The organism is Serratia sp. LTN-2, assembly GCF_059740205.1.
Genome location: NZ_JCAXDO010000007.1, coordinates 200,646 through 227,113, shown reverse-complemented (window position 1 = coordinate 227,113; position 26,468 = coordinate 200,646). Strand labels below are relative to the sequence as shown.

General features: G+C 59.5%; 29 protein-coding genes. 19 read left to right on the top strand and 10 right to left on the bottom strand.

What is annotated here, in order from left to right:
- Complete coding sequence (bcp, locus tag AC6BYQ_RS15985; protein ID WP_019453893.1) at positions 1-465, top strand: thioredoxin-dependent thiol peroxidase; 465 nt, start codon at positions 1-3, stop codon at positions 463-465.
- 43 nt (positions 466-508) lie between these two features.
- On the opposite strand, the gene AC6BYQ_RS15980 is transcribed toward bcp, so the two are convergent.
- Positions 509-1,585, bottom strand: a complete 1,077-nt coding sequence (locus AC6BYQ_RS15980) for an AI-2E family transporter (protein WP_019453894.1) — start codon at positions 1,583-1,585, stop codon at positions 509-511.
- Between the two features lie 807 nt (positions 1,586-2,392).
- Between AC6BYQ_RS15980 and AC6BYQ_RS15975 the strand changes: the two genes are divergently transcribed.
- The 3 genes from AC6BYQ_RS15975 (at position 2,393) to AC6BYQ_RS15965 (ending at position 3,666) form a co-directional block, all read left to right on the top strand.
- Positions 2,393-2,641 (top strand): hypothetical protein, encoded by a 249-nt coding sequence (locus tag AC6BYQ_RS15975; RefSeq protein WP_232807618.1) that lies wholly within the window; start codon positions 2,393-2,395, stop codon positions 2,639-2,641.
- A gap of 30 nt (positions 2,642-2,671) precedes the next feature.
- Entirely contained in the window at positions 2,672-3,124 is a 453-nt protein-coding gene (locus AC6BYQ_RS15970; protein ID WP_074055491.1) for a GNAT family N-acetyltransferase, read from the top strand.
- A 113-nt stretch (positions 3,125-3,237) separates the two neighbouring features.
- The gene (locus tag AC6BYQ_RS15965; protein ID WP_074055492.1) at positions 3,238-3,666 is read left to right on the top strand and encodes a TOBE domain-containing protein; all 429 of its coding nucleotides are present in this window, start codon (positions 3,238-3,240) and stop codon (positions 3,664-3,666) included.
- A 25-nt stretch (positions 3,667-3,691) separates the two neighbouring features.
- On the opposite strand, the gene AC6BYQ_RS15960 is transcribed toward AC6BYQ_RS15965, so the two are convergent.
- Positions 3,692-4,309, bottom strand: coding sequence for a LysE family translocator (locus AC6BYQ_RS15960; protein ID WP_498057198.1), 618 nt, complete (start codon positions 4,307-4,309; stop codon positions 3,692-3,694).
- Between the two features lie 194 nt (positions 4,310-4,503).
- Here AC6BYQ_RS15960 and AC6BYQ_RS15955 point away from each other — a divergent pair, with 194 nt between their 5' ends.
- Complete coding sequence (locus AC6BYQ_RS15955; RefSeq protein ID WP_019452433.1) at positions 4,504-4,965, top strand: Lrp/AsnC family transcriptional regulator; 462 nt, start codon at positions 4,504-4,506, stop codon at positions 4,963-4,965.
- Positions 4,966-5,001: 36 nt separating this feature from the next.
- On the opposite strand, the gene AC6BYQ_RS15950 is transcribed toward AC6BYQ_RS15955, so the two are convergent.
- Positions 5,002-6,210, bottom strand: coding sequence for an NAD(P)/FAD-dependent oxidoreductase (locus tag AC6BYQ_RS15950; RefSeq protein WP_498057197.1), 1,209 nt, complete (start codon positions 6,208-6,210; stop codon positions 5,002-5,004).
- A 160-nt stretch (positions 6,211-6,370) separates the two neighbouring features.
- On the bottom strand, positions 6,371-6,910 hold the full coding sequence (locus tag AC6BYQ_RS15945) for an RrF2 family transcriptional regulator (protein WP_019452431.1): 540 nt from the start codon (positions 6,908-6,910) through the stop codon (positions 6,371-6,373).
- An 85-nt stretch (positions 6,911-6,995) separates the two neighbouring features.
- Here AC6BYQ_RS15945 and AC6BYQ_RS15940 point away from each other — a divergent pair, with 85 nt between their 5' ends.
- The 5 genes from AC6BYQ_RS15940 (at position 6,996) to AC6BYQ_RS15920 (ending at position 10,083) form a co-directional block, all read left to right on the top strand.
- On the top strand, positions 6,996-7,220 hold the full coding sequence (locus AC6BYQ_RS15940) for a hypothetical protein (RefSeq protein ID WP_498057196.1): 225 nt from the start codon (positions 6,996-6,998) through the stop codon (positions 7,218-7,220).
- A 29-nt stretch (positions 7,221-7,249) separates the two neighbouring features.
- Positions 7,250-8,719, top strand: a complete 1,470-nt coding sequence (bepA, locus tag AC6BYQ_RS15935) for a beta-barrel assembly-enhancing protease (protein WP_063919860.1) — start codon at positions 7,250-7,252, stop codon at positions 8,717-8,719.
- Between the two features lie 20 nt (positions 8,720-8,739).
- On the top strand, positions 8,740-9,093 hold the full coding sequence (gene arsC, locus AC6BYQ_RS15930; RefSeq protein WP_019452429.1) for an arsenate reductase (glutaredoxin): 354 nt from the start codon (positions 8,740-8,742) through the stop codon (positions 9,091-9,093).
- Between the two features lie 200 nt (positions 9,094-9,293).
- Entirely contained in the window at positions 9,294-9,524 is a 231-nt protein-coding gene (locus tag AC6BYQ_RS15925) for a hypothetical protein (protein ID WP_197668228.1), read from the top strand.
- Between the two features lie 13 nt (positions 9,525-9,537).
- A complete protein-coding gene (locus AC6BYQ_RS15920) occupies positions 9,538-10,083 on the top strand; it encodes a helix-turn-helix transcriptional regulator (RefSeq protein WP_063919862.1) in 546 nt (181 codons plus the stop codon).
- Positions 10,084-10,090: 7 nt separating this feature from the next.
- Here AC6BYQ_RS15920 and hda read toward each other — a convergent pair whose 3' ends face one another.
- Complete coding sequence (gene hda / locus AC6BYQ_RS15915; protein WP_025159568.1) at positions 10,091-10,792, bottom strand: DnaA inactivator Hda; 702 nt, start codon at positions 10,790-10,792, stop codon at positions 10,091-10,093.
- A 272-nt stretch (positions 10,793-11,064) separates the two neighbouring features.
- Between hda and AC6BYQ_RS15910 the strand changes: the two genes are divergently transcribed.
- Both AC6BYQ_RS15910 and AC6BYQ_RS15905 read left to right on the top strand, forming a co-directional pair.
- Positions 11,065-11,580: an E3 ubiquitin--protein ligase gene (locus tag AC6BYQ_RS15910; protein WP_154747545.1), complete on the top strand. Its 516-nt coding sequence runs from the start codon at positions 11,065-11,067 to the stop codon at positions 11,578-11,580.
- A 32-nt stretch (positions 11,581-11,612) separates the two neighbouring features.
- Positions 11,613-11,861, top strand: a complete 249-nt coding sequence (locus tag AC6BYQ_RS15905) for a GlsB/YeaQ/YmgE family stress response membrane protein (RefSeq protein WP_004941647.1) — start codon at positions 11,613-11,615, stop codon at positions 11,859-11,861.
- A gap of 45 nt (positions 11,862-11,906) precedes the next feature.
- On the opposite strand, the gene uraA is transcribed toward AC6BYQ_RS15905, so the two are convergent.
- Both uraA and upp read right to left on the bottom strand, forming a co-directional pair.
- Positions 11,907-13,196 (bottom strand): uracil permease, encoded by a 1,290-nt coding sequence (uraA, locus tag AC6BYQ_RS15900; RefSeq protein WP_004941645.1) that lies wholly within the window; start codon positions 13,194-13,196, stop codon positions 11,907-11,909.
- A gap of 207 nt (positions 13,197-13,403) precedes the next feature.
- Positions 13,404-14,030 (bottom strand): uracil phosphoribosyltransferase, encoded by a 627-nt coding sequence (upp, locus tag AC6BYQ_RS15895; RefSeq protein WP_038873707.1) that lies wholly within the window; start codon positions 14,028-14,030, stop codon positions 13,404-13,406.
- Between the two features lie 255 nt (positions 14,031-14,285).
- On the opposite strand from upp, the gene purM reads away from it, so the two are divergent.
- From purM to AC6BYQ_RS15875, 4 genes are all read left to right on the top strand, one after another.
- Positions 14,286-15,323, top strand: a complete 1,038-nt coding sequence (gene purM / locus AC6BYQ_RS15890) for a phosphoribosylformylglycinamidine cyclo-ligase (protein ID WP_197668226.1) — start codon at positions 14,286-14,288, stop codon at positions 15,321-15,323.
- A complete protein-coding gene (gene purN, locus AC6BYQ_RS15885; protein ID WP_063990481.1) occupies positions 15,323-15,961 on the top strand; it encodes a phosphoribosylglycinamide formyltransferase in 639 nt (212 codons plus the stop codon). Before purM ends, purN begins: the two co-directional genes overlap by 1 nt.
- 113 nt (positions 15,962-16,074) lie before the next feature.
- Positions 16,075-16,626 carry a spermidine N1-acetyltransferase gene (gene speG / locus AC6BYQ_RS15880; RefSeq protein WP_004941631.1) on the top strand — a complete coding sequence of 184 codons (552 nt, stop codon included), beginning with the start codon at positions 16,075-16,077 and terminating at the stop codon, positions 16,624-16,626.
- Positions 16,627-16,828: 202 nt separating this feature from the next.
- Positions 16,829-17,053, top strand: coding sequence for a hypothetical protein (locus tag AC6BYQ_RS15875; RefSeq protein ID WP_498057195.1), 225 nt, complete (start codon positions 16,829-16,831; stop codon positions 17,051-17,053).
- Between the two features lie 284 nt (positions 17,054-17,337).
- Here the strand turns inward: AC6BYQ_RS15875 and pstB are convergent, their stop codons facing one another.
- The 3 genes from pstB to AC6BYQ_RS15860 are packed head-to-tail and all read right to left on the bottom strand — an operon-like array spanning position 17,338 to position 21,996.
- Entirely contained in the window at positions 17,338-18,150 is an 813-nt protein-coding gene (gene pstB / locus AC6BYQ_RS15870) for a phosphate ABC transporter ATP-binding protein PstB (protein ID WP_019452422.1), read from the bottom strand.
- 28 nt (positions 18,151-18,178) lie between these two features.
- Positions 18,179-19,828, bottom strand: coding sequence for a phosphate ABC transporter permease PstA (gene pstA, locus AC6BYQ_RS15865; protein WP_019452421.1), 1,650 nt, complete (start codon positions 19,826-19,828; stop codon positions 18,179-18,181).
- The gene (locus AC6BYQ_RS15860) at positions 19,825-21,996 is read right to left on the bottom strand and encodes an ABC transporter permease subunit (protein ID WP_498057194.1); all 2,172 of its coding nucleotides are present in this window, start codon (positions 21,994-21,996) and stop codon (positions 19,825-19,827) included. The genes pstA and AC6BYQ_RS15860 overlap by 4 nt, the downstream gene beginning before the upstream one ends.
- 396 nt (positions 21,997-22,392) lie before the next feature.
- Between AC6BYQ_RS15860 and ppk1 the strand changes: the two genes are divergently transcribed.
- The 3 genes from ppk1 to AC6BYQ_RS15845 all read left to right on the top strand — a co-directional run bounded on the left by ppk1 (position 22,393) and on the right by AC6BYQ_RS15845 (position 26,381).
- Positions 22,393-24,456, top strand: coding sequence for a polyphosphate kinase 1 (gene ppk1, locus AC6BYQ_RS15855; protein ID WP_033648827.1), 2,064 nt, complete (start codon positions 22,393-22,395; stop codon positions 24,454-24,456).
- Positions 24,457-24,466: 10 nt separating this feature from the next.
- Positions 24,467-26,017: an exopolyphosphatase gene (ppx, locus tag AC6BYQ_RS15850; protein WP_019452418.1), complete on the top strand. Its 1,551-nt coding sequence runs from the start codon at positions 24,467-24,469 to the stop codon at positions 26,015-26,017.
- Between the two features lie 181 nt (positions 26,018-26,198).
- On the top strand, positions 26,199-26,381 hold the full coding sequence (locus AC6BYQ_RS15845) for a YfgG family protein (protein WP_004941600.1): 183 nt from the start codon (positions 26,199-26,201) through the stop codon (positions 26,379-26,381).
- Positions 26,382-26,468 lie beyond the last annotated feature (87 nt).

The window sequence follows — 26,468 nt, the reverse complement described above, 5'->3', positions numbered from 1 at the left end:
ATGAGCCCATTGAAAGCCGGTGACACAGCGCCGAAATTTAGTTTGCCTGACCAGGACGGTGAGGAAATTAATTTGGCCGACTTCCAGGGACAGCGAGTATTGGTCTATTTCTATCCGAAGGCGATGACGCCGGGCTGCACCGTGCAAGCCTGCGGCCTGCGGGACAACATGGAAGAATTGAAAAAGGTCGGCGTCGAAGTGCTGGGCATCAGCACCGACAAGCCGGAAAAACTGTCGCGCTTCGCCGAAAAGGAGCTGCTCAACTTCACGCTGTTGTCTGATGAAGATCATCAGGTGTCGCAACAGTTTGGCGTGTGGGGCGAGAAAACCTTCATGGGCAAGACCTACGACGGCATTCACCGCATCAGCTTCCTGATCGACGGTAACGGCAAGATTGAAAAAGTGTTTGATGACTTCAAAACCACCAATCACCACGACATCGTGCTGAGCTACCTGCAGCAGTAATCCTCACGAAGCGCAGCGCCTGCTGCGCTTCGTCTCTCCCCGGTCAGTCGGCCTTGTCTTCCAGTTCCACCCGCAGTTCATCCGGCCAGGCGTGGATCACCGCCTTCACCAGCGTCGCCAGCGGTATGGCGAAAAACACCCCCCAGAAGCCCCACATGCCGCCGAACACGATCACCGACAGGATAATCACCAGCGGATGCAGGTTGACCGCCTCGGAGAACAAAATCGGCACCAGCAGGTTGCCGTCCAGTCCCTGCACCACCAGATAGGCGACGATCAGCGTCCAGAAATCGGCGCCGACGCCCCACTGGAACAGCGCCACCACCACCACCGGTATGGTGACCAGCACCGCGCCGATGTAGGGGATCAACACCGAGAAGCCCACCAACACCGCCAACAGCAGCGAGTAGCGCATGTCCAGCACGGCGAACACCAGGTAGGTCGCCACGCCGACAATCACCATCTCCAGCACCTTGCCGCGGATGTAGTTGGTGATCTGTTGATTCATCTCGTTCCAAACCTGGCCGGCCAGACCGCGATTGCGCGGCAGCACGCGGCGCACCGCGTTCAGCAGTTGCTCTTTGTCCTTCAACAGGAAGAACATCATCATCGGCACCAGGATCAGATAGATAGCCAGCGTCAGCAGGCCGACCAGCGATGCCAGCGAGAATTTCACCACCGATTCGCCCATGCCGGACAACCGGCTGCGCAAGTTTTCCGCCATCATGTCGATGATGCCGGCATCCACCAACGCCGGATAACGCTTCGGCAGCGTCGCGGCGAAGTTATAGAACTGATTGAGCATGCCCGGCAGATCGCTCATCAGATTGATGCCCTGCTGCCAGGCGGTCGGCGCGACGACGAACACCAGCAGCATGGCGACGCCCGCGAACACCAGCAGCATGATGCTCGCCGCCCAGGTGCGCGAACAGCCGATGCGCTGCAGGCGCGCGGTCGGCCATTCCAGCAGATAGGCCAGTACGATGGCAACCAGCAGCGGGGTCAGAATGCCGTGCAGAAAATAAAGAATGAGGAAGCCGGCGACCAGAATCACCAGCAGCGCGATAGCCTGCGGATCGGTGAAACGGCGGCGGTACCACTGTAATAACATCTCCAGCATCAGAGCGGGCTCCTCGAGATTTGACGGGCGGGCATGACGATTCCTGTGACGGGCCTGGTTAAAGCATAGATAGAACGGGCGCACGCGGGGGTGCAAAGCACTCAGAGTACCCAAAGTTCGCCATACATCAACAGCGATTTGGCTGATTTTATCGCGCGGGCAGGCGATCGGCGCAAAAATCCGCAGACGCCGGTGAACGGCCCCGGGAGGGGCCGCTGAAGATTACAGCGAGGTACTGATGGAGAGAGGCGAACCGACCGCCAATGCGAACAACAACACACAGCCGATCGCGATTGCCGCCGCCAGATCATTTTTCATTGTCCCGTCCCTTGATGCTTAAAGTGATTATCGCCACGAACTCTGTCGGTTCTTACGTTGATAGCCTTTTTCGATGCACGCCGTTAAAAACCCCCGCCAGGGCGGGGGAGAAAACGTTCTGGTGCATCAAGTATTACAAGGAGGTCATGAGGGATTGCTAACCCTAAATGACTATTTCAAGCTAGGATTATTCCCAGAACATGGCAAGCGATCGCGTCGAGGTTATCCGCACTTTGAGATAAACCTCATAAAAAAATCCCGCACGGCAGCGGGATGAAGGGATGATAACGTCATGAATTTCTTGTACGAACAATGAGGCGGTATTGTCGTCATTTGGCGACAATACCGCGCCGTCACGGTGCTCACAAGGGAAATTTGACCGCCGGCAGGAAATCAGAATTTCGCCAATGCACGCGAACGAGAACCATTCGGCATCAGCGAAAAGAAATGAGATTTTCGTCAGACAGTCGCCGGAAAAAAACCGGTAGCATGGCCAACATAATCCCAGATGCGGTTGGGGGAGAGATGAACAACAAGCCGTTTGAATTTGATGAAGCGATCTGCCTGGCGATTGGGCGTGGCGTCTGTGAGGTCGTGAAGATAGGGGATGAAATCAGCGTCTTCTCCCTATTGGAAGCTATCGAAGGTTTCATCGAGCGGCAGGCGCTCAGCGAAAGCGAGGTCGCGGCGGCGGACGACGCGCTGGATCTGATCACCGGTTTGGTCCACCGCCAATAGTGATTCATTAACAAACAGAGAAGGAATACCATGGCAATACCTTCCCCACTGGTCTGGCAGCGTGCAGACTATCTCGTCAGTACCGATCCCGCCCTGCTGGATCTCGACGCCATTCATGCATTTCTGACCCGTTCGACATGGGCGGAGGGCATTGATAAAGAGACCGTTCGCCAGTCCCTCTCCCACAGCCTGTGCTTCGGCTTGTATCACGGCACCAGGCAGATCGGCTTCGCCCGGCTGGTCACCGATTACGCCACCTTCGGCTATCTGTGCGACGTGTACGTGCTGGAGACGCATCAAAAAAGCGGGCTGGGCCTGTGGCTGACGGAATGCTGCCAGGCCCATCCGCTGATGGCGACGCTGCGACGAGTCATGCTGGTCACCAGCACAGCTCCCTGGCTCTACGAAAAAGTGGGCTACACCGCCATCAACACCCCCGATTTTGTCTGGCAAATCGCTCAGCCAGACATCTATCGACGCTAAATTTTCAGTCAAGTCGCCCCGCTCCCCCACTTTCCCCGTGCCATTGAAAGCGCGGCGGTCAGGGGGCATGCCGGGCGACAAATTTTACCTTTCGCCCCTTTCAAGGAGAATCTATGCCCGTTTCAGCCCGTAACCAATTAGCCGGTACCGTGTCTTCCGTCGCCAAAGGCGCCGTCAACGACGAAGTGGAGATCACCCTGCCGGGCGGTGAGAAACTGGTGGCCATCGTGACGGTGCAAAGCCAACAGTCGCTGGGATTAACCGTCGGCAAAGAGGCCGTCGCACTGATTAAAGCGCCCTGGGTGATCCTGGCGACGGAGGATTGCGGCTTGCGTTTTTCCGCTCGCAACCAGTTTGCCGGGGAAGTCATTGCGGTTGAGCACGGCGCGGTCAACAGCACCGTCCACCTCAAAACGGACGCCGGCTTTGTGCTGACGTCGGTGATCACCAATGAAAGCCTGCAGGAAATGGCGCTGAAGAACGGCTCGCGCGCCATCGCGCTGATCAAGGCCTCATCGGTGCTGCTCGCCGTCAGAGACTGATAGCGCAAGCGGGCTGTTCAAACCGCTATTTCAGCGCCTGCTCGGCCAGCAGCCCGAGGGCGATGAGGATCATCGCCGCGCCGGAAATGCGCCCCACCACCTTCGCAGCCTGCGGGCGCGTGCGCAGCACCGACTGTGAACCGAACCCCACCAACAGATACACCAGGCCGCAGCTGATCAAATGCACGGCGCCCAACGCCAGCATCTGCATCGGCACCGACCATGCGGCTCGGGCGTCGGTAAACTGCGGCAGCAGCGCCAGAAACAGCAGAAACACCTTGGGGTTCAGACCGCTGACGCACACGCCCTTGCCGGCCCAGCGCAGCCAGGAGTCGGAACGCTGATCCTCGCCGACACCCGGCACCGGCGGGTACAGCAGCATGTTGAAACCGATCCACAGCAGGTAAGCCGCCCCCAGCAAGGTGAGCGCCGTCAGCGCCAGCGGGTTGCCGACCAGCAGCGCACCAACGCCCGCCACCACGATCGCAATCATCAGCAGGTGGCCGAACAGCAAACCGGCGACGGCGGGTACCACCACCCGGCCGCGAATACCCGCCGAGATCACATAAGCCCAATCCATACCCGGCGTGATCACCAACAGAATCGACACCGCCCAAAACGCGGCGAACAACGCAAGCGTCATGCCGACACCCTCTCAAACGCGCCGCGCCACACCGAACAAAGAACCATTGCGCTTTCCTCGTGGAAGAAGAGCGGCCTCCGCCTGCCGCGGTGGCCATCAAAACCGTTCAACAGATGGCAAGAATATCCTCAAGGCGTTAAAATGTGCTTTCAATTACTTGCCTGAAATCGGTGCAAACGGGGAAATTCTTCCAAATGGATAAGATTGATCGCAAGATTCTTGCTGAACTGCAGGTTGACGGCCGTTTGTCGGTGACCGAGCTGGCCGAGCGGATCGGGTTGAGCGTCTCCCCCTGCCACCGCCGGGTGCGCGCGTTAGAGGAGTCCGGCGTGATCAGGGGTTACCGCGCCCAGCTCGATCCCGGCAGCCTGGGCTATAACTTTTCTGCTCTGGTGTTCGTCACCATGCGCGAAGGCGATCGCCGCGCCGTCGAAACCTTCGAAAATGCCATGGTGGACATTCCCCAGGTGGTACAGGCACAGCGGCTGTTCGGCGATCCGGACTATCTGCTGCACGTCATCGCCCGCGATCTCCCCGCGTTTCAGCAGCTTTACGACGAGAAGCTCTCCGCCCTGCCTGGCGTGCAGCGCCTGAGCTCGACGCTGGTGATGAAAACCGTGGTGCCGGAGCGTTCGTTCCTGCCGCTGGGCAAATGACTACGGGAGCGCTGCCGCTCCCGTTTTTACTTCCCTTTAAGGCACAATCACGAAATCCGGATTGGCGACGGCAAACAATGCCTCGCGATCCGCCGCCGGTGGGTAAATCCACTGCGTGTTGATCTCCTGCTTAATCTTTTTGCCTTCCTGGCGGGTAAAGCGCACTTGGCGCTGCCAGCCTTCGGTATAGAGCGCGCCCCAGGGCCCCAGATCCAGGCAGGTCACATACTTCGGCTGGCTGTACGGATGCGTCGGCAACCCCGCCAGCTCCGCCGCCGCATTGTGGCCGGCGACGCGGCCAAGGCTCAGCGCATGCTGGCAGGTCATCAGGTTGTGATTGCCAAGATCGTCGGTCGCCGCTTTCACCGTATCACCGGTCACGAAAATACCCGCCGCCGCCGGCGCGCGCAGGAAGGCGTCGCCGATCACCCGGCCGCTGCCGTCGCGCTCGCCGGGGATCTGCTCGGTCAGCGGATGCGCCCGCACGCCCGCCGCCAGGATCACCGTGTTGGCGGCGATGCGTTCGCCGTTCGACAGCGTGGTTCCCTCGGCGTCGATAGCCGAGACGCGCAGGCCGGCCCGCATTTCCACGCCGCACTCGGTCAGCGCCTGCCGTATCACCGCCCCCGGCTCTTCGCCCATTCCGGCGCCCACTTCCGGTGCGGTATCGACGATCACCACGCGCACCTTCTCATCTTTGCCCAGCACATCGCGCAACCTTTGCGGCATCTCCGCCGCGCTCTCCAGGCCGGTCAGCCCCGCGCCCACCACCACGGCGGTGTTGCGCGCCGGCGTCGAAGGTTTGGCCGCCAGCGCTTTGATATGGGCGTCCAAACGCTGCGCGCTTGCCAGCGTATCGACGTTGAACCCGTATTCGGCAAAGCCCGGCACCGCAGGAACGGCAAGCCGGCTGCCGGTGGCCCACACCAGGCGGTCGTAGGCCAATTCAAGGCGTTCTCCCACCACCGGCGCCACCGTGAGCGTTTTGGCGGCGGCATCGATGCTTTCGACCGTTCCGGCCAGATGCCGCACGCCAACGGCGGCGAGCTGAGTGGAAATGTCCGGGTTCATGTTTTCCAACACCGCTTCATACAGGCGCGGGCGGATGGTGACCGTTGGTGTCGGCGAGACCATGAGCACCTCGATATCGTCATGCTTACCGGCGAGAGTAATGGCGCGCATGGCGGACACGGCGGCCCAAAAACCGGCAAAACCGGAACCGGCAATCACTATTTTCTGCGTCATGGGATGACTCCTTCATACAGGGTTAACCGGGCGATAAGGCTTGCCCGCAGTTTTTTCGGATGAACGATGCCGTTCCGCTCCCGTAACAGGGTGCAGAAGGCCCGCCCGCCCCTTCCGAGGAGGCGGGAATAAGTGTGTTTGCTTTAAGGAAAGGCGGAGCTTAGGTCTTGGCGCGCGCCGTTTTGCCGCTGCGCGCGGTGCGCTCCGTCATGCGCTCGTCGAGCCAGACGTTGACTTCACCGAAGAAGCCCTGCGGCGCCTTGCGGCCAAAGCGGGCGGCGACGTCGCCGAGAGTCTGCGCCGCCAGCGCATCGCGCATCGCCTTCTCCGCCTGCAGCATCACCGCATGAATAGCGCATTTGCCGGAGACAGCCCAATCCGGCGGGGAATCATCGAACACCGCGCAGCGCCCGCGCACCTCCTGGCAATCGAACAGCGGCTTGTGCCCCTCGATGGCGTCGATGATCGCCAGAAAGCTGATCTCGTCCGCCGGACGCGCCAGCCGGTAACCGCCGCGCACCCCTTCGCTGGCGGCGACGATCCCCGCCTTTTCCAGCTTGGGGAAAATCTTGGCCAGAAAGCTGGGGGAGATGCCCTGCAGCTCAGCGAGTTCGCGGCTGCTGAGCGCGCGCTGGTTATCGCCGACCAGCCACAGCAGGCAGTGGATGCCATATTCAACGCTGGTTGTGATGTACGCCATATGTCCGTTTCGATCGTCAGTGAATCTTCAATAACGCAGACTATATGAGTCTGCGTTTATCTTGTCAATAAAACACAGATCAACTTTGTCCGCGTTTTATTGGAAATTCGTTCGGCTGACGGCGAAGAAAACGTCCTTCGAAATGAAAAATAAAACATTTTTGCCCGATTCGCGCCCGGCTAACGTTTCCTTGTCGGCGGCGGCTGACTATGATGTGATGAGCGCCGCCGCCGCGGTTTGTGAGCCGCCGCACTTTCATGCGGATTGCGCGGTGGGAATAAAGAACTCTTGTCTGCTGCTGACGTCTTAGAAATGATTATTTAAGGGAAACGCCTGACTATGACCAACCGGTTGACCAAAACCGCGTTAGCGGTGCTGCTGCTCGGCACGCTGAACGCCACCGCCCTGGCGCCAGCACAGGCGGAAAGCCAGGACCAGTTGCCGGACATGGGCACCTCCGCCGGAGGCACCCTGAGCATCGGACAAGAGCTGGCGATGGGTGATTTCTACGTGCGCCAACTGCGCGCCAGCGCCCCGCTGATCAACGATCCGCTGCTGAGTCAGTACATCAATCAGCTTGGCAACCGGCTGGTGGCCAGCGCCTATTCGGTGCGCACGCCGTTCCATTTCTATCTGGTGCGCAACGATGAGATCAACGCCTTCGCCTTCTTCGGCGGCAACGTGGTGCTGCACTCCGCGCTGTTCCGCGTCAGCGACAACGAAAGCCAGCTGGCTTCGGTGCTGGCGCACGAAATCTCGCACGTCACCCAACGCCACCTGGCGCGCGCCATGGAAGATCAGCAGCGCAACGCCCCCCTGACCTGGGTGGGTGCGCTCGGTTCCATCCTGCTGGCGATGGCCAACCCGACCATGGGCATGGCGGCGCTGAGCGGCACCCTGGCCGGCACCCAGCAAGGCATGATCAGCTTTACCCAATCGAACGAACAGGAAGCCGACCGCATCGGCATTCAGGTGCTGCAGCGCGCCGGTTTCGATCCGGAAGCGATGCCCGACTTCCTGCAGAAGCTTTCGGATCAGTCGCGCTACGCTTCCAAGCCGCCGGAAATGTTGCTGACCCACCCGTTGCCGGACAGCCGCCTCTCCGACGCGCGCAACCGCGCCAACCAGATGCCGAAACACATCGTGCAGTCTTCGCAAGACTACCTGATGGCCAAGGTGCGCTCCCTGGGCATGTACAGCTCGGAAGGTTACGGCCTGAACGAAGAGCTGCTCGGCTCGCTCAGCAGAGGCAATGTGCGTGAACAGGCAGCCGCCAAATACGGCCGCGCCATTCTGTTCTATGAAGCGAAAAAATACGACGACGCGCGCAACATCATTCAGCCGATGCTGGCGCAGGATGCGAAAAACGTCTGGCTGATCGACCTGATGACCGATATCGATCTCGGCCAGAAACGCGCACCGCAGGCCATCGCCCGCCTGCAGGCGGCCAACGCCGCCCAGAACAACAATCCGGTGCTGCAGCTCAACCTGGCCAACGCCTATGTCGAAGGCAATCAGCCGGCGCAGGCGTCGAAGATCCTGAACCGCTACACCTTTGCCCATCCGGACGATCCAAACGGATGGGATCTGCTGGCGCAGGCCAGCGCCGCTCAGGGGCTGCGCGATGAGGAGCTGTCGGCCCGCGCGGAAAGCCTGGCGCTGACCGGCCGGCTCGATCAGGCCATCGGCCTGCTCAGCAACGCCAGCTCGCTGCAGAAACTCGGCAGCCTGAAACAGGCGCGCTACGATGCGCGCATCGACCAGCTGCGCCAACTGCAACAGCGCTTCCGCCAATACCAGCGCAGCTGATTCAACAAGGAATGAACGCCATGAAAAACGTCACGATTTACCACAACCCGCGCTGCTCCAAGAGCCGTGAAACCCTGGCGCTGCTGGAGCAGCACGGCGTCGAGCCCAAGGTGGTGCTGTACCTCGATACGCCCCCTACGGTCGATGAGCTGAAAAAGCTGTTGAAGGAACTGGGCTTCGCATCGGCGCGCGATCTGATGCGTAAAAAAGAAGACCTGTACAAGGAGTTGAAGCTGGCGGACGAAAGCCTGAGCGAAGAGCAGCTGCTGGCGGCGATGACGGCGAATCCGAAACTGATCGAGCGCCCGATTGTGGTGAAAGGCAGCAAGGCGCGCATCGGCCGCCCGCCGGAGCAGGTGCTGGAGATTTTGTAATCGTCCGGCAAGTCTCTTATTGAACCGCAAAATACCAATAGCCCTGAACAGGGCTATTTTTAATTTCTTGTTATATAAATATTTTTCGTCATCATCGCCCTCTCCTGCTGCTATGCTGCGCAAACGCCAAGTCTCACGGTGAAACAAGCGTTGACAACCGTCAACACCCCATCTACCCTGATCGCATCACTGGACGAGCGATGAAAAAACACCCAGACAAGCACATCCAGGCGGCGTTAGCTTACGCCCTTTCTCAGGGCTGGCATTTTCGCCCAGGCAGGGGACATGCTTTTGGCCGGCTGCATTGTGCCTTTGCCGGGCACCAAGAACATATGATGAGCATCTGGAGCACGCCGAAAAACCCAGAGCTGCATGCCAAACAGATCCGGCGTAAAGTCGATCACTGCCTGGCGCTGCCACAGAAAAAATAGCCGGAGAATCACCATGACGCTCTATCACTTCTCATTGACGTTGAGCGGGGTCAACGCCGACACCGCCGGGCTGGAGGATGCGCTGTTTGCGGCAGGATGCGATGACGCGCTAATCTGTTTCTACGGTAAAGCCGTCTATCTGGAATTTGATCGAGAAAGCGATAACTTTGCCCACGCCATTTGCAGCGCCATCAGCGATATTGAATCGGCAAATATTGGCGCCAACGTGATATCGGTGGATTCCAGCCTGGTAGGGGTAAGCGATATTGCCGAGCTTACTGAACTGTCTCGTCAGGCAATCGCCATGTTAAAAGACGGTACTCGCGGCCCCGGCGGTTTCCCTTCCCCGGTTCAACGGCTCGGCGGTACCTCACCGCTATGGCGCTGGGCTGATGTGGCGGCCTGGTTGGCACAACAGGGGAAAATCGACCCAAGGCTCGCAGACAATGCGCAGTGTCTGGAACACATCAACCTCGCTTTGCAACTGCGCGGCGATCGGCAACGCCAGCAGGTTGAGCACTACTGCTCCCTGCTGGAACACGCAGAAAAACAGGCTTGATGGCTCGTTACAGCCCCAGAATCTCTTTAACGAACGGGATGGTCAGCTTGCGCTGGGCGGTGATCGAGGCGCGATCGAGCTGATCGAGGGTCATAAACAGCGTGCGCATCTCGCGATCCAGCCGCTTCAGCAGGAAGCGACCCACGTCTTCCGGCAGCTCGAAGCCGCGCAGCTTGCCGCGCAGCTGCAGCGCCAGCAGTTTCTCTTCGTCCGACAGCGGCTGCAGCTTGTAGATCTGCCCCCAGTCCAGACGCGAAGCCAGATCCGGCAAACGCAGGTTCAGTTGGCGCGGCGGGCGATCCCCGGTGATGAACAGACGGGTGCGGCCGGTTTCCAGAATGCGGTTATAGAGGTTGAAGATCGCCATCTCCCACTCTTCATCGCCGGCGATGCACTCGATGTTATCGATGCAGACCAGCGCCAGCTGCTCCATGCCGTCCAACACTTCAGGCACGAAGTAAGCGCGCTTGTCGAGCGGCACATAGCCCACCGCTTCCCCTTTCTGCGAAAGCTCGGCGCAGGCCGCATGCAGCAAATGGCTGCGCCCGCCGCCTTCACGCGACCAAAAATAGATATAGCTGCCATGTTCCTGACGGACGGCGGATTGGATCGCGGCTAATAGGGATGGGTTCTCGCCCGGATAAAAACTGGCGAAAGTTTCATCATCGGGAAGATAAAGTGGCAGTGAAAGCTGTGCCGGCGTATTCAGAGAAGCACCTCAACCAAAACTGGCAGAAAAACGCGGGCAGTTTAACACAGAAAACGGTCGCTGTTGAACCGGCAGGATCTTATGCCGCAATAGTGAGCAATGCCTTAGCGTCGTTTAATCGATTGCGGCTCCCTCACCGGCAAGAATAGTCTGATATCAAACCCTAACCCCATGCCTACGCAGGTTAAATTTGTAATTTAAGTAAAACCTGACCTAGTATAGGTAGGCAAAACGCAATCACCATCAACAAGGTTTCTGCAAGGATATAGACGATGAAAGTATGGAATAAAGTGCTGTTAGCCTCCTTTATCGGGTTGTTGGTTGCCGGCTGTGATGACTCCTCCAAGGTTGACGCCAACCTAGATAAAGCCAAAGACAGTGCCGAGCAGATGAAAGACGCCGCCCAGAAAAAAGCGGACGATCTGACGGACAAGGCAAAAGCGACGGCGGATGAAATCAAAAAAGAGGCCGCCACGCAGGCTGACCAGCTGAAGGACAAAGCCTCGGCGATTAAAGATGAAGCCGCCAAGCAAGCGGACGCCATCACCAACGACGCCAAGGCCAAAGCCGCCGCGCTCAAAGATGACGCCGGCAAGCAGAGCCAGCAGTTGGTGGATCAGGCCAAGGCCATCAAGAATGACGCCATCAACGGCGCCAACGATCTGACCGAGCAGGCCAAGGCGAAAACCGAAGCCATCAAGAACAGCGCCGAAAACAAAGCGCAAGAGTTGAAACAAGAGACCGATGCGGCGGTGAACGGCAATACACAGCCGGCCACCCAGCAGTAAGCCATACTCAGCCACCAAGAGAGGAGCAGTAAATGGGGATTATTTCCTGGATTATCTTCGGCCTGATCGCCGGTATTTTGGCTAAGTGGATCATGCCCGGCAAAGACGGCGGCGGCTTTATCCTGACCGTTGTGCTGGGGATCGTCGGCGCCGTGGTCGGCGGCTATATCAGCACCTTCTTCGGCTACGGCAAGGTTGACGGCTTCAACTTCGGCAGCTTCGTGGTGGCGGTCATCGGCGCCATCGTGGTGCTGTTCGTGTACCGCAAAATTCGCAGCTAAGGCGAATGACCTATCAAAAGGGCAGCCCACGGGCTGCCCTTTTCGTTACTTCTGCTCGGCCGGTTCGTCCGGCGCGTCAAGCACCTCTTCTTCCTTGCGGAACAGGCTGATGACCTTGAACAGCAGGCTCAGGCCGATGCCGACGATGGTCGCCAGCGCCATGCCTTTCAGCTCCGCCGCGCCGATATGCACCTTGGCGCCGCTCACGCCGATGATCAGGATCACCGAGGTCAAAATCAGGTTTTGCGCTTTGTTGTAATCCACTTTGGATTCGATCAGCACGCGAATGCCCGAGGCGCCGATCACGCCGTACAGCAGCAGGGAAACGCCGCCCATCACCGGCACCGGCACCGCCTGGATCGCCGCCGCCAGCTTGCCGATGCAAGACAGCAGGATAGCCAACACCGCCGCGCCGCCGATCACCCAGGTGCTGTAAACCTTGGTGATGGCCATCACGCCGATGTTCTCGCCGTAGGTGGTGTTCGGCGTGGAGCCGAAGAAACCGGAGAATACCGTCGAGATGCCGTTGGCGAACATCGAGCGGTGCAGTCCCGGATCGCGGATCAGATCTTTTTTCACAATGTTGGCGGTCACCACCAGATGCCCGACGTGCTCGGCGATCACCACCAGCGCCGCCGGGAGGATGGTGAAGATGGCGAACCACTCAAAGCGCGGGGTGTAGAAGGTCGGCAGTGCGAACCAGTGCGCCTCGCGGATCGGGGTCAAATCCACCACGCCCATGAAGAACGACAGCGCATAGCCCACCAGCACGCCGATCAGGATCGGAATAATCGCCAGGAAGCCGCGGAACAGCACCGAGCCGAGCACCGTGACCGCCAGCGTCACCAGAGAAATGGTGATGGTGGTCGAGTCGGCGCTGGCGCCTTCCGCCGGCAGCAGCCCCGCCATGTTGGCCGCCACGCCCGCCAACTCCAGGCCGATGACGGCAACGATCGCCCCCATCGCCGCTGGCGGGAACATCACGTCCAGCCAGCCGGTGCCGGCCTTTTTCACGATCAGCGCCACCAGGCAGAACAGCACGCCGCACATGATGAAACCGCCCAACGCCACTTCGTAACCGAGCGGCAACAGCAGCAGCACCGGCGAGATAAACGCGAAGCTGGAACCGAGATAGGCCGGGATCTTGCCTTTACAGATGAACAGATACAGCAGCGTGCCGATACCGTTGAACAGCAGTACGGTCGCCGGGTTGATCTTGAACAAGATAGGCACCAGCACGGTGGCGCCGAACATGGCGAACAGGTGCTGGAAGCTGAGCGGAATGGTCTGGAGCAGCGGCGGGCGCTCGCTGACGCCGATGGCGCGACGGGTCATGTGTGCTTTTCCTCTGAGTCATTAATCGTTATGCAAGCTGAATTGTCTATGCTCAATGGATTTCAGGTTACAGCCAGGCGGCCAGGGCAATAATCCCCAGGAGCTTATATCAAATAAGTGACTGGGGTTATTGCCTGCAGCCAACAACGCTGTAGCTTGAAGGACGAAGAGCATAAAAAAGCCGACTCGTTAAGTCGGCTCAAATGTTTACTTGGTACCAAATATCTTGTCGCCCGCATCGCCCAGGCCAGGCACGATGTAGCCCTTGTCGTTCAGGCACTGATCGATGGAAGCGGTGTACAGCTCAACGTCCGGGTGCGCTTTCTCCAGCGCGGCGATGCCTTCCGGCGCCGCCACCAGCACCAGCACCTTGATGCTGTGGCAGCCGGCTTTTTTCAGCAGATCGATAGTGGCGATCATCGAACCGCCGGTGGCCAGCATCGGGTCGACGACCAGCGCCATGCGCTCTTCGATGTTGGAAACCAGCTTCTGGAAGTACGGCACCGGCTCCAGGGTTTCTTCGTCGCGGTAAACGCCCACCACGCTGATGCGCGCGCTCGGCACGTGCTCCAGCACCCCTTCCATCATGCCCAGGCCTGCGCGCAGGATAGGCACCACGGTAATCTTTTTCCCTTTGATCTGTTCCACTTCAACTGGCCCGCACCAGCCTTCGATGGTGACTTTTTCCGTCTCCAGATCGGCGGTCGCTTCATAGGTCAGTAAACTACCCACTTCTGAGGCCAGCTCACGGAAGCGTTTGGTGCTGATGTCATTTTCGCGCATCAGGCCAAGCTTGTGTTTTACCAGCGGGTGTTTCACCTCAACGATCTTCATCATTTTTCTCCTATTAAGGTGGTTGCGGCCAAAAAAATCGCGGGATTATACCTCCTTTTTTTCGCCGCGCCACCCACAATAGCCCGATCGGGATCAACAAAAGTTTGAATATCAGTATAGATGACGAAAAAGCGGAGCCGGTTCACAAGCCGCTCGCAAACGTTTGCCTGCGCTGTTAGAATTGCCGCGCCTTATTCCGGAATCAACATCGGAAGCACAGTTTTCAAACCGCAAATCGTCGTGGGGAATCGCGCAGTGACCGACAAAACCTCTCTCAGCTATAAAGACGCAGGTGTCGATATCGATGCAGGCAACGCATTGGTAGACCGCATCAAAGGTGTAGTTAAACAGACCCGTCGCCCGGAAGTGATGGGCGGTCTGGGCGGGTTTGGCGCCCTGTGTGCGTTGCCGCAGAAATACCGCGAGCCGGTGCTGGTTTCCGGTACCGACGGCGTGGGCACCAAGCTGCGTCTGGCGATGGATCTGAAACGCCACGACACTATCGGCATCGATCTGGTGGCGATGTGCGTCAACGATCTGGTGGTTCAGGGCGCCGAGCCGCTGTTCTTCCTCGACTACTACGCCACCGGCAAACTGGACGTAGACACTGCGGCCAGCGTGATCACCGGCATCGCCGAAGGCTGCAAACAGTCCGGCTGTGCGTTGGTGGGCGGCGAAACCGCTGAAATGCCGGGCATGTACCACGGCGAAGACTACGACGTGGCCGGTTTCTGCGTCGGCGTGGTCGAAAAATCCGAGATCATCGACGGCAGCAAAGTGCAGTCCGGCGACGCGCTGATCGCTCTGGGCGCTTCCGGCCCGCACTCCAACGGTTACTCGCTGGTGCGCAAGATCCTGGAAGTGAGCAACACCGATCCGACCGCCACCCAGCTGGAAGGCAAGCCGCTGGCCGACCACCTGCTGGCACCGACCAAGATTTACGTGAAGTCCGTGCTGGAGCTGATCGAGAAGGCGGACGTCCACGCCATCGCTCACCTCACCGGCGGCGGCTTCTGGGAAAACATTCCGCGCGTGCTGCCGGAAGGCATGCAGGCGGTGATCGACGAAGCCAGCTGGCAGTGGCCGGCGGTGTTCACCTGGCTGCAGCAGGCCGGCAACGTCAGCCGTCATGAAATGTACCGCACCTTCAACTGCGGCGTAGGCATGGTTATCGCCCTGCCGGAAGCCGAAGTGGAAGCGGCCATCACGCTGCTGACCGCGGCAGGTGAAAAAGCGTGGAAAATCGGTAAACTGACCGCCTCTTCCGACGAACAACAAGTGGTCATCAACTGATGAAAAAGATCGTGGTGTTGGTCTCCGGCCAGGGGAGCAATCTCCAGGCGCTGATTGACGCCTGCCAGCAGGGCCGCATCGCCGCCGAAATCGTGGCGGTGTTCAGCAACAAGGCGCAGGCTTACGGCCTGCAACGCGCCGAAGCGGCGGGCATCGCCGCCCAGGCGCTGGATGCCAAGGCTTACGCCGATCGCGCGGCGTTCGACGCCGCGCTGGCGGACGCTATCGACCAACATCAGCCCGATCTGGTGGTGCTGGCCGGTTATATGCGCATCCTCAGCCCGCAGTTCGTGCAGCGTTATGCCGGCCGCATGCTGAACATCCACCCTTCCCTGCTGCCGAAATACCCAGGGCTGCATACGCATCGTCAGGCCATCGACAACGGCGACAGCGAACACGGCACCTCGGTGCACTTCGTGACCGAACAGCTCGACGGCGGCCCGGTGATCTTGCAGGCCAAGGTGCCGATTTTCGCTGACGATGAAGAGGATGACGTGGTTGAACGGGTGCAAACCCAGGAACACACGATCTATCCACTGGTAGTGAGCTGGTTCGTCGACGGCCGCCTGGCGATGCGCGATGGCGCCGCCTGGCTGGACGGCGAACGCCTGCCTGAGCAGGGTCACGCCGCCGACTGATGCGCGCAGCCTGAACCTTGCCTAAACGGCGCCCGTGCGGCGCCGTTTTTTTTCGCCTTCCCCCTTCCCGGGACGTTATACTTTGCACAATTTCACGGCACAGAGGAGCCCACATGTCCAGCACTGCCAGCGTCAGGTTACGCCCATTGGAACGGGACGATCTGTCGTTCGTCCACCAGATGGACAACAACGCCAGCGTTATGCGCTATTGGTTTGAAGAACCCTACGAAGCCTTTGTCGAGCTTTCCGATCTCTACGACAAACACATCCACGATCAGAGCGAGCGTCGCTTTATCATCGAGCACGAAGGCGCCAAGGTCGGCCTGGTGGAACTGGTGGAGATCGATCACATCCACCGCCGCGCTGAGTTCCAGATCATCATCGATCCCGCCCACCAGGGCAAAGGTTACGCCAGCACCGCCGCCCGCCTGGCAATGGACTACGGCTTCTCGGTGCTGAATCTGTACAAGCTGTACCTGATCGTCGACAAGGAGAACCCGAAGGCGATCCACATCTACAGCAAGCTGGGCTTCAACGTGGAAGGCGAGCTGATCGACGAGTTCTTCGTCAACGGCGAATACCGCACCGTGCTGCGCATGTGCATTTTCCAGCCGCAATATCTGGCGAAGTTCAAAACACCCAATGATAAGCCGCTGGTGAAGTGACGCTTAGCGAGAAAAAAGTGAAAACCCGCCCAGGTGGGTTTTTTATTGTGAAATAAGTGGCTAGTATTAAGGCATGCTATTTTATCGCCAGGAAATAGCCTGATGAATACGGAAATAAATAATATTTCCCGAGATAATTAATCGAACAATAATTAATAGTGATAGTAAGAGTTACCCTCTGCCTCTACAAAGGAAAAATACCATGACAACCGTCTCAAACCTGCTGCTTTTTATCGGCCTGACGATGCTCGCCATCGCCGCCGGTCTGAATACCTATAGCGGTTACGCCCCTGCAGATCCCAATAACACCCCGCTGTTTTCCCCGCTCTGGTGGACGCGCTGGTTCCCGCTCTATGCCTCGGGCGCTGCGTTGCTGCTGGTGGGGGTGGTGCTGCGGGTTACGGGTAAAGGTCGCCTACACTCATAATGCTGATCCTCCGAGTCCACAGCAGCCGTTCCCTACATAAACAGTAAGCTATCCATACTGTTGGTCATCACTGGCAACATAGATTGTGGTTGATAATAAATCGCAGCAAATTTATCGGATTCTGCATAATGAAAAATAAAGAAGGCAAATTCAGTGACAATAGGCTTTACGCCACATATTAATCTTTACCTCCTTAATGCGCCTGCGAGATAGAATTACAGGCGCAGTCTGGCTATATCGGTAATTCCAAGCGACGGAGATCAAAAACCTCCGTCGCTCATCCCTCACCCATACCGCCCGGTAATATAATCCTCGGTGCGGCGCTGGCGCGGCGAGGTGAAAATCGCGTCGGTGTCGTTGTACTCCACCAGCCGGCCCTGATGAATAAAGGCAGTGTAGTCGGAAACCCGCGCCGCCTGCTGCATGTTGTGCGTCACCAGCACCACGCTGTAGCGCTGTTTCAGCGCCGAAATCAGTTCCTCAATGGTCAGCGTGGAGATCGGATCCAGCGCCGAGGTCGGCTCGTCGAGCAGCAACACCTCCGGCTCGATGGCAATGGCGCGCGCGATCACCAGGCGCTGCTGCTGGCCGCTGGACAAGCGGAACGCATTTTCGCGCAGCCGGTCCTTCACCTCATGCCACAGCGCGGCGGCGCGCAGCGAACGCTCCACCGCTTCATCCAGCAAGCGCCGGTCGCGCACGCCCTGCAGCCGCAGGCCGTACACCACGTTTTCATAGATCGATTTCGGGAACGGGTTCGGCCGCTGGAACACCATGCCCACTCGCCGCCGCAGCGCCGCTACGTCGATCTGCGCGCCGGAGATCGCCGCGCCGTTCAGCTGCAGATCGCCCTCGATCCGGCAGTTGTCCACCAGATCGTTCATGCGGTTGAAACAGCGCAGCAGCGTCGATTTACCGCAGCCCGAAGGGCCGATCAGCGCCGTCACCCGGTGTTTCGGGATGCGCAGCGAAATATCGTGCAGCACCTGTTTGTCGCCATAAAACAGGTTCAGGCCGTTGACCGCCAATGCGGTCTGTTCATCGTCGAGATGCTGGACATCCAGCCGGGGCAAACTGCCTGGCGTCATCAAACCCATTACGCACTCCCCAAAAATAGCGTCATTGTTACTGCGACCATGCTCGGTACCGCTCCCTCAACGAATGGCGGATGCCCATCGCCGCCAGATTCAAACTCACCACGATCGTCACCAGCAGGAAAGCGGTGGCGAACACCAGAGGCCGCGCCGCCTCTACGCTCGGGCTCTGGAACGCCATATCGTAGATCTGGAAGCTCAGGTGCATAAACTTCCGCTCCAGGTGCAGATACGGGAAAATCTCGTCCACCGGCAGCACCGGCACCGATTTAACTACCCCCACCAGCATCAGCGGCGCCGTTTCCCCGGCGGCGCGCGCCACCGCCAGAATCAAGCCGGTCATCATCGCCGGTGCCGCCATCGGCAGCACGATGCGCCACAGCGTCTCGGCCCGGCTGGCGCCCAGCGCCATCGAGCCCTGCCGCAGCGAGGTGGGAATGCGCGACAGCCCTTCCTCGGTGGCGACGATCACCACCGGCAGCGTCAGCAGCGCCAGCGTCAGCGCCGCCCACAGCACGCCGGGCGTACCGAAGGTCGGGTTGGGCAAGGACTCAGGATAGAACAGCTGATCGAGCGTGCCGCCAATCATGTAAACAAAAAAGCCGAGGCCAAAAACGCCGTAGACGATCGAAGGTACGCCGGCCAGGTTGACCACCGCGATGCGGATCACCCGCGTCAGCAGATTGTTGCCGGCATATTCGTGAAGATATACCGCCGCAATTACGCCAAACGGCATCACCACTATCGACATCAGGATCACCATCAACACCGTGCCGAAAATGGCCGGGAACACCCCGCCTTCGGTGTTCGCCTCGCGCGGGCTGTCGGTGAGGAACTTCTTCACCTGATCGCCCCAGTGCGCCAGTTTCTCGGTGGTGCTCATGGCGTTCGGGTACCAGGCATCGCGCACCTGGCTGAGCGGAATGGTCAACGTCTGGCCGTGCATGTCGCGCAACAGCAGCGCGTCACGCTGGCGATCGCGGTTCAGCCCCGCCAGGCGTTCGGACAGCTGCTGGTACTGCCGCTGCAGCTCCAGCCGCTCGGCCTTGATGCCGTCCTGCGCGCGGGCGTCCAGCTTATCGTCGCGCTGCAAACGCTTTTCCCGCAGCCGCAGCGCGTCAAACTGTTGATTGATGCGCGCCATATCGCGGAATTGAATGTCATGCGCCTGGCGCGAGAGCGCGGCGATCTGCGGCAGCCGCTGCTGCAACGCCTGCCCCAGATTGCGGCCGGTCAGCGGTTGCCCATCCTCCAGCAGCCCCGCCAGATAGCCGTAGGCGGTGCCGTGGCTGTCGCGCTCCAGCACCAGCAGGCTGCGGGGCGTGCTCTGGCTGCGGATATCGCTGGCCAGCAAAGTGCGGAAATCTTGCCCCTCGCGCTCGCGGTTGCCGACTTTGATCAGGTAACGCTCGACGTTCTGCGCCTCGCCCGGTGGCGTCACGCCCGCCTCCGTCAGCTGGCGGCGCGAAATGCTTTGCTGCTGATACAGCTCGCCGATCACCGTCACCGGCCCGGCGCCGTTCTGATTCAGCTCAAACTGATAGACCGGGCTCGGCCAGAAATAGCGCATCCCTTGCCCGGCCAGCAGCAGCAGGATGCCGATCAGCGCCAACAGGCTGACGGCGACCGAACCGGCGGTCAGCCATATCCACGGCGACCCGCTCTTCACCCAGTTCTTCATGGCGCCTCCTGATTCGGCGTGTAGCGTTTGCGCAGCCGCAGGCGCACCGCCTCCGCCAGCGTGTTGAACACGAAGGTGAAGACAAACAGCACCAGCGCGGTCAGGAACAGCACGCGGTAATGGCTGCTGCCGGAAACCGCCTCCGGCATCTCGATGGCGATGTTGGCCGCCAGCGCCCGCAGCCCCTGGAACAGGCTGCCGTCAATGATCGGCGTGTTGCCGGTGGCCATCAGCACGATCATGGTTTCCCCCACCGCGCGGCCAAAGCCGATCATCAGCGCGGAGAAAATGCCGGCGCTGGCGGAAGGCAGCACCACCTTGATCACCGTCTGCCATTGAGTGGCGCCCAGAGCCAGCGAGCCCTGGCTCAAGGTGGCTGGCACGCTGAACAACGCGTCCTCCGCCAGCGAGAAGATGATCGGCACCAGCGCGAAGCCCATCGCCACGCCCACCACCAGCGCATTGCGCTGATCGTAATTATCTCCCAACCAGAAGTGCAGCGGCTCGCCGAACAGCGCTACCTCCAGCCACGGCCCCAGGCTGAACGCCAGCCACACCGTCAACGCCAGCAGCGGCAACAGCAGCAGCAGATCGACGCCCGGCCGACAGCGCGGCATCAGGCGATGAGTCAACGCGCCGCACAGCAGCACCGCCGCCGCCAACAGCAGCGGCAACGCCAGCACCGCCAACAGATACTGCTCGATGATCGGCGCCAGCCAAATGCCGGCCACCAGGCCGATCACCACCGTCGGCAGCGCGCCCATTACTTCGATGGCCGGTTTGATCACCCGCCGCAACCCCGGCGTCATAAAGTAAGCGGTATAGATGGCGCCGGCCAATGCCAGCGGAATGGCGAACAGCATCGCGTAAGCCGCCGCCTTGAAGGTGCCGAAGATCACCGGCATCAGGCTGAATTTGGGTTGGTAGCTGTCTTCGCCGGAGGTCGACTGCCAGACGTAGGCCGGCTGCGGGTAATTCTCATACCACACCTTGCCCCACAGCGAACGCCAGGTGACGTCCGGGTACGGGTTGTCGAGCGCATAGCGCTGCCAGCCCTTGTCGCTCTCCAGCAGCAGGCCATCGCCGCGCGGCGCGAACGCCATCTGCCGCACCTCGGCGCCCAAACGCGTATTCAGCAGCGGCTGCGGTTGAATGGTGGAAAATAGCGAGAAACCGCCATCGGGCCGCAGGGTGGCGAACACCCGGCGGTAAGGCTCGGCTACCGTCAGCTCTTGCCCGTCGGCGCCGTGGTCGAAATGCTGCACCGGCGTCAGGCGCCAGCGCCGATCTTTTTCCACCTCGAACCACTCGCGCAGATTGCCGTCGGCACCCTTGATCAGCAGCGCGCTGCCGCCGGGCAGCGCCGTCATTTGATACGGAGCATGTTCGCCCAAGGTGCGCGTTTCACGCAGCTGCAGCTGCGCGCCGTCGATTTCATAACGCGCCAACCGGTTGCCGGTCAGCAGGTATAGCTGGCGGCCATCCGGCGTCAGCACCAGTTGCTCTCCGCCTTGCTCCAGCGGGCGCTCGCTGAACTGCGGCGGCCGATCGGGGCTGAAGCGGCCGAATACCAGGCGCCGATCGTCGGTCACCCCGGCCAGCAGGTACTGCCCGCGATGCGCATCCGCCAACGATAACAGCTTCAGCGACTTACGCTGCGGATCCAGCGCCAACGGCTGTTGCCCGAGCGGGAACAGCCACTGCGGCCGACCATTTTCCGCCGTGGCGAAATCCGCGCGCGCCACCACCAACCGGCCGTCGGCCTGCGCCAGCGCAAACAGCTCGCGCTCACCGGCAGCCTGCGCGAGCAGCGCCGGTTTGGCCAGCAGAGTTTGCTGCGCCAGCGGCGTCTGAGCCTGCTCGCCCTGTCTCGGCGTCAGGCGATAAAACTGCCCCGCGCCCTGCGCGTCGATGCGATAACCCACGCGCTGCTGTACGTCCATACCCAGCGCCAACGCCGGGGCCGACACTGCGATCGGCAGCGGCTGCGCCTGGCCGAGCGAGGCCGGTTTGAACAGCGGCAGCACGGCAAACAGCAGATAAACGAAGATCAGCATCAACGTCATCAACACCATCAGCCCGCTGGCGGTCACTGCCGCCTGCACGCCACGGTCGATGCGCCCGCGCAGGCGATCTCGGGGATGTTGATTTGCCGTCGTCTGTGTCATGTCTCTCGCTGTCGCTGAAGTAATCGGGCTTGCGCCGTAAGATAACCGGGCATCTTATGTCAGTTTTATGACGTTTGCATGACAAAGTTATCCGGCACAATTCAGGTTTTTTACACTGCAAACAGACAATATGACGTTGATATATTGCTAAAAAATGACCATTAACACGCTTGATAACGCCAAAAATAAGCCAGCTAACCATCATTTCATGCTGTTCACATCGCCGTTGCGCGTCCCGCCTCAACGAAAATTTATTGCCGCCGAAAAACACCGCGCGCCAACGCAATGGATATGTTGGACTTTCCTGTCAATCTCTCGCAATAATGATGAAGGACACTAGAGCGGCATCCGGGCGCTGCGTCCCGGATCCTATTCTAAAATTGAACTGGAGTGGCAATGGGTCAGGAAAAGCTCTACATCGAAAAAGAACTAAGCTGGTTATCCTTTAATGAACGCGTGTTGCAGGAAGCCGCAGATAAGAGCAATCCCCTGATTGAACGTATGCGTTTTCTGGGCATTTACTCCAACAACCTCGACGAGTTCTATAAAGTCCGCTTCGCCGATCTCAAACGGCGCATCCTGATCAGTGAAGAGCAAGGCTCCGCCGGCGCCTCACGCCACCTGCTGAAAAAGATCCAGGCCAAGGTGCTGAAAACCGATCAGGAGTTCGATGGCCTGTATAACGATCTGCTGCTGGAAATGGCGCGCAATCAGATCTTCCTGATCAACGAACGCCAGGTGTCCGAAAACCAGCAAATCTGGCTGCGGCAATATTTCAAGCAGCATCTGCGCCAACACATCACGCCGATCCTGATCAACCACGACACCAATCTGGTGCAGTTCCTGAAAGACGATTACACCTACCTGGCGGTGGAGATCATTCGCGGGGCGCGCATCGACTATGCGCTGCTGGAAATCCCGTCCGACAAGGTGCCGCGCTTCGTCAATCTGCCGCCGGAAGCGCCGCGCCGCCGCAAGCCGATGATCCTGCTCGACAACATTCTGCGCTACTGCCTGGACGATATTTTCAAGGGCTTCTTCGACTACGACGCGCTCAACGCCTATTCGATGAAGATGACCCGCGACGCAGAGTACGATCTGGTGACCGAAATGGAATCCAGCCTGCTGGAACTGATGTCTTCCAGCCTGAAACAACGCCTGACCGCCGAGCCGGTGCGCTTCGTTTATCAGCGCGACATGCCGAATGAAATGGTGGAACTGCTGCGCGGCAAGCTGGGCATCTCCAACTACGATTCGGTGATCGCCGGCGGCCGCTACCACAATTTCAAAGATTTCATCAGTTTCCCGAACGTCGGCAAGGCCAATCTGGTCAACAAGCCGCTGCCGCGCCTGCGCCACATCTGGTTCGACGGTTTCCGCAACGGCTTCGACGCCATTCGCGAAAAGGACGTGCTGCTCTACTACCCGTATCACACCTTCGAACACGTGCTGGAGCTGCTGCGCCAGGCATCGTTCGATCCGAGCGTGTTGGCTATCAAGATCAACATCTACCGGGTGGCGAAAGATTCGCGCATCATCGAATCGATGATCCACGCCGCGCACAACGGCAAAAAGGTCACGGTGGTGGTCGAGCTGCAGGCGCGCTTCGACGAAGAGGCCAATATCCACTGGGCGAAACGCCTGACCGAAGCCGGCGTGCACGTAATCTTCTCGGCGCCGGGGCTGAAAATCCACGCCAAACTGTTCCTGATTTCGCGCCGTGAAGGCGATGAAATTGTGCGCTATGCTCATATCGGTACCGGCAACTTTAACGAAAAAACCGCGCGCATCTACACCGACTATTCGCTGTTGACCGCCGACTCACGCATCACCAACGAGGTGCGCCGGGTATTCAACTTTATCGAGAACCCCTACCGGCCGGTCACCTTCGACAACCTGATGGTGTCGCCGCAGAACTCGCGCCTGAAGCTGTATGAGCTGATCGACAACGAAATCGCCAACGCCCAGGCCGGGGAACAGGCCGGCATTATGTTGAAAATAAATAATCTGGTGGATAAAGGGCTGGTAGATCGGTTATATACCGCGTCCGGCGCCGGCGTGAAGATCCGCCTGCTGGTGCGCGGCATGTGTTCCCTGATTCCCAACCTGCCGGGGATCAGCGACAATATTCAGGTGATCAGCATCGTCGATCGCTTTTTGGAACACGATCGGGTTTACGTTTTCGACAATAAAGGTGACAAACGGGTGTATCTGTCCTCCGCCGACTGGATGACCCGCAACATAGATTACCGTATCGAAGTGGCGGTATCGCTGCTGGATCCGGCGCTGAAACAGCGCGTTCTGGACATTCTGGAGATCCTGTTCAGCGATACGGTCAAAGCCCGCTATGTGGATAAAGAACTGAGCAACCAGTACGTGCCGCGCGGCAATCGCCGCAAAGTGCGCGCCCAGGTGGCTATTTACGAGTACTTAAAAGCTCTGGAACAACCAGGACAGTAGGCCAGCAACTATGCCGCTAAAAAACACTGCAACGAACAAACCGCAGGAAATCGCCGCCATCGACCTCGGGTCGAACAGTTTCCACATGGTGATCGCCCGCGTCGTCAACGGCGCCTTACAGGTATTGGGCCGTTTAAAACAGCGGGTGCATCTCGCCGACGGATTGGACAGCAACAACGTACTCAGTGAAGAGGCGATAGAACGCGGCCTGGCCTGCCTGGCACTGTTTGCCGAGCGGCTGCAGGGCTTCCCGGCGGATAACGTCACCATCGTCGGGACCCACACCCTGCGTCAGGCGGTGAACGCCGAAGTGTTCCTCAAGCGCGCAGCCAAAGTGATCCCCTACCCGATCGAAATCATCGCCGGCCAGGAAGAGGCGCGTCTGATCTTCATGGGCGTGGAGCACACTCAGCCGGAGAAAGGCCGCAAGCTGGTAATCGACATCGGCGGCGGCTCCACCGAGCTGGTGATCGGCGAAGACTTCGAGCCGCTGCTGGCGGAAAGCCGCCGCATGGGCTGCGTCAGCTTCGCCCAGCTGTTCTTCCCGGGCGGCGAGATCAGCAAAAACAACTTCCGCCGCGCGCGCTTGGCGGCGGCGCAGAAGCTGGAAACGCTGGCCTGGCAGTACCGCATTCAGGGCTGGCAGTATGCGCTGGGCGCCTCGGGCACCATCAAGGCCGCCCATGAAGTGCTGGTCGCGATGGGGGAAAAAGACGGTCTTATCACCCTGGAGCGTCTGGAAATGCTCGCCGAGCAGGTGCTGCAGTTTAAAAGCTTCAGTTCGCTGAGCCTGCCGGGGCTGTCGGAAGATCGCCAGTCGGTATTCGTGCCGGGGCTGGCTATCCTGTGCGGCGTGTTCGACGCGCTGGCGATCCGCGATCTGCGCCTGTCCGACGGCGCGCTGCGCGAAGGCGTGCTGTATGAAATGGAAGGCCGTTTCCGCCACCAGGACATCCGCAGCCGCACCGCCAAAAGCCTGGCCGATCACTACAACATCGACCGCGAGCAGGCCAAGCGGGTGCTGGAAACCACCGAGCTGCTCTACTCGCAGTGGATGGCGCAAAACACCAAGCTGGCGCATCCACAGCTGGAGGCCCTGCTGAAATGGGCCGCCATGTTGCACGAGGTGGGGCTGAGCATCAACCACAGCGGCATGCACCGCCATTCGGCCTACATTCTGCAAAACTCCAACCTGCCTGGCTTTAACCAGGAACAGCAGCTGCTGCTGGCGGCGCTGGTGCGCTTCCACCGCAAGGCGATCAAGCTGGAAGAGCTGCCGCGCCTCAACCTGTTCAAGAAGAAACACTACCTGCCGCTGATCCAGCTGCTGCGTCTGAGCACCCTGCTCAACAACCAGCGTCAGTCGACCACCACGCCGGAAACGCTGCGTCTGACCACCGACGACAACCACTGGACGCTGCGCTTCCCGGCCGGCTACCTGGCGCAGAACAACCTGGTGCAGCTGGATTTCGAACGCGAGCAGGCCTACTGGAACGACGTCGTCGGCTGGAAGCTGCTGATCGACGAAGAAGGTTCGCAAGACGAACAGCGCTCCGCCTGATCCCCCGCCCCCTGCCAGACAGGGGGTTTTTCTTTCCGCCTTCGCCCCGCCAACCTAAACGAAACCCTAATACGCCACGCCGCACGCCGGAAAAAAATGGACAACTTTTGTCATCAGCGCCTAAAATCCGGTTACAAATTCTCGAGCGAATAACACAGGACACCGGCATACCGAGTGATATATGCGCAAGAAAACCACCGGACAGATGACGAAGATAGTGTTGTTTATCAGCTTTATCATTTTAGTCGGCCGACTGCTGTACGCCGCCGTGGTGGCGGTGCCTCATCATCAGGAAAAAAAGCAGGCCGCTGCGCAAAACGCCGCCGAAGTCAGCGCGCCGCAACAGGACGCCTCCTCTGAATAACCGCCGCGCCCCGTCCGTTTCATAAAAATGACTCCGGCACTCGCTATGCTCTATCTTTTAATGAGCCTGCGTCAGGAACGCCGAGCG